3 protein-coding genes are annotated in these 1,874 nt (G+C 67.2%); all 3 read left to right on the top strand.

What is annotated here, in order from left to right:
- The first annotated feature begins 89 nt into the window (after positions 1 to 89).
- Positions 90 to 275, top strand: a complete 186-nt coding sequence (locus VGE49_RS04430; RefSeq protein ID WP_331033370.1) for a DUF6898 family protein — start codon at positions 90 to 92, stop codon at positions 273 to 275.
- An 81-nt stretch (positions 276 to 356) separates the two neighbouring features.
- Positions 357 to 1,640, top strand: coding sequence for a serine hydroxymethyltransferase (glyA, locus tag VGE49_RS04435; RefSeq protein WP_331033371.1), 1,284 nt, complete (start codon positions 357 to 359; stop codon positions 1,638 to 1,640).
- 12 nt (positions 1,641 to 1,652) lie between these two features.
- Positions 1,653 to 1,874 (top strand): NrdR family transcriptional regulator (locus VGE49_RS04440; RefSeq protein WP_473964833.1); only part of this gene is annotated, 222 nt, incomplete at its 3' end.

A 1,874-nucleotide genomic window follows, 5' to 3' on the forward strand; every position in this document is an offset into this window, starting at 1 on the left:
AACCATGACGACGGCATGATCGACAAGCTGGTCGACGCGATGGACAAGCTGTTCTCGCACTGCAACGTGGCGCGTCGTCCGGCGGCGGCATGACGACCGATCCCGAACTCGGCGAGATCATCGTCGAGTTCGTCCGCAACGGGACCTATGTGAAATGCTCGGCCGTCCACACGGCCACGGGAGTCGAGGTCTCGGCCATGGGCCCGGCGCAGGAGCCGCGCGCGGTCGAACGCGTGGCGATCGCCAAGCTGAAACGGGCGTTGTCACAGCGCTGACCCCCTAGATGTTGTGGTGTTGGGCGGCGCGGCCTAGATAGGAGCCGCCGTTTCAGCCTTCAGCCTTCGGGATGCCCGCCAGTGACCGCCTTTACCCACGACTCGTATTTCTCCAAGAGCCTCGCCGATGCTGATCCGGCGATCTTCAAGGGCATCCAGGGCGAGCTTGGCCGCCAGAAGGAGCAGATCGAGCTGATCGCTTCGGAAAACATCGTCTCGCAGGCGGTGCTGGACGCGCAGGGCTCGGTCCTGACCAACAAATACGCCGAGGGCTATCCGGGCCGTCGCTACTATGGCGGCTGCGAGTTCGTGGACGTGACCGAGGACCTGGCCCGCGAGCGCGCCAAGGAGCTGTTCGGCGCAGCCTTCGCCAACGTCCAGCCCCACTCGGGCGCCCAGGCCAACCAGGCCGTCTTCTTCACCCTGCTGCAGCCCGGCGACACCTTCCTGGGCATGGATCTGGCCTGCGGCGGCCACCTGACCCACGGCTCGCCCGCCAACCAGTCGGGCAAGTGGTTCCGCCCCGTGACCTACAAGGTTCGCGAAGACACCCATCTGATCGACTATGACCACGTCGCCGAAATGGCCCAGAAGGAGAAGCCCAAGCTGATCCTGGCCGGCGCCTCGGCCTACAGCCGCCACATCGACTTTGCGCGCTTCCGCGAGATCGCTGACAGCGTGGGCGCCTATCTGATGGTCGACATGGCCCACTACGCCGGTCTGATCGCCGGCGGCGTCTATCCCGACCCGATCCCGCACGCCCACGTCGTCACCACCACGACGCACAAGACCCTGCGCGGTCCGCGCGGCGGCATGATCCTGTCCAGCGACGCGGACCTGGGCAAGAAGATCAACTCGGCCGTCTTCCCCGGCCTGCAGGGCGGCCCGCTGGAGCACGTCATCGCCGCCAAGGCCGTGGCCTTCGGCGAGGCGCTGAAGCCCGAGTTCAAGGGCTACGCCCAGCAGGTGGTCAAGAACGCCCAGGCCCTGGCCGGCGTTCTGGTCGAGCGCGGCCTGGCCATCGTCTCGGGCGGCACCGACAGCCACCTGATGCTGGTCGACCTGCGTCCCAAGGGCGTGACCGGCAAGGCCACCGAGCATGAGCTCGAAAAGGCCCTGATGACCTGCAACAAGAACGGCGTGCCGTTCGACACCGCGCCCTTCACCGTCACCTCGGGCGTCCGTCTGGGCACCCCGGCCGGCACCACGCGCGGCTTCGGCGAGGAAGAGTTCAAGCAGATCGGCCACTGGATCGCCGACGTCGTCTCCTCGATGAACGGCGGCGACGAAGCCGATCCGGCCGTCGTCGCGGGCGTCGCCGCCCAGGTGCGCGAACTGACCGCGCGCTTCCCGATCTATCGCTAAGGGACCGACCGGATGAAGTGCCCCTTCTGCGGCAATGCGGACACCCAGGTGAAGGACAGCCGCCCGTCTGACGACGGCGCGGCCATCCGTCGCCGTCGGTCCTGTCCGCAGTGCAACGGGCGCTTCACCACCTTCGAGCGGGTGCAGCTGCGCGAACTGGTCATCCTGAAACGGAACGGCCGCCGCACCCCCTTCGACCGCGACAAGCTGGAACGCTCGCTGGGCATCGCCCTG

Source organism: Brevundimonas sp. (genome assembly GCF_036405315.1).
In the GTDB taxonomy this organism is placed as follows: domain Bacteria; phylum Pseudomonadota; class Alphaproteobacteria; order Caulobacterales; family Caulobacteraceae; genus Brevundimonas.

Excerpts from the sequence above, each read along its gene's own strand:
- VGE49_RS04430 (WP_331033370.1), top strand. The coding sequence starts at position 90 with ATGACGACCGATCCCGAACTCGGCGAGATCATCGTCGAGTTCGTCCGC.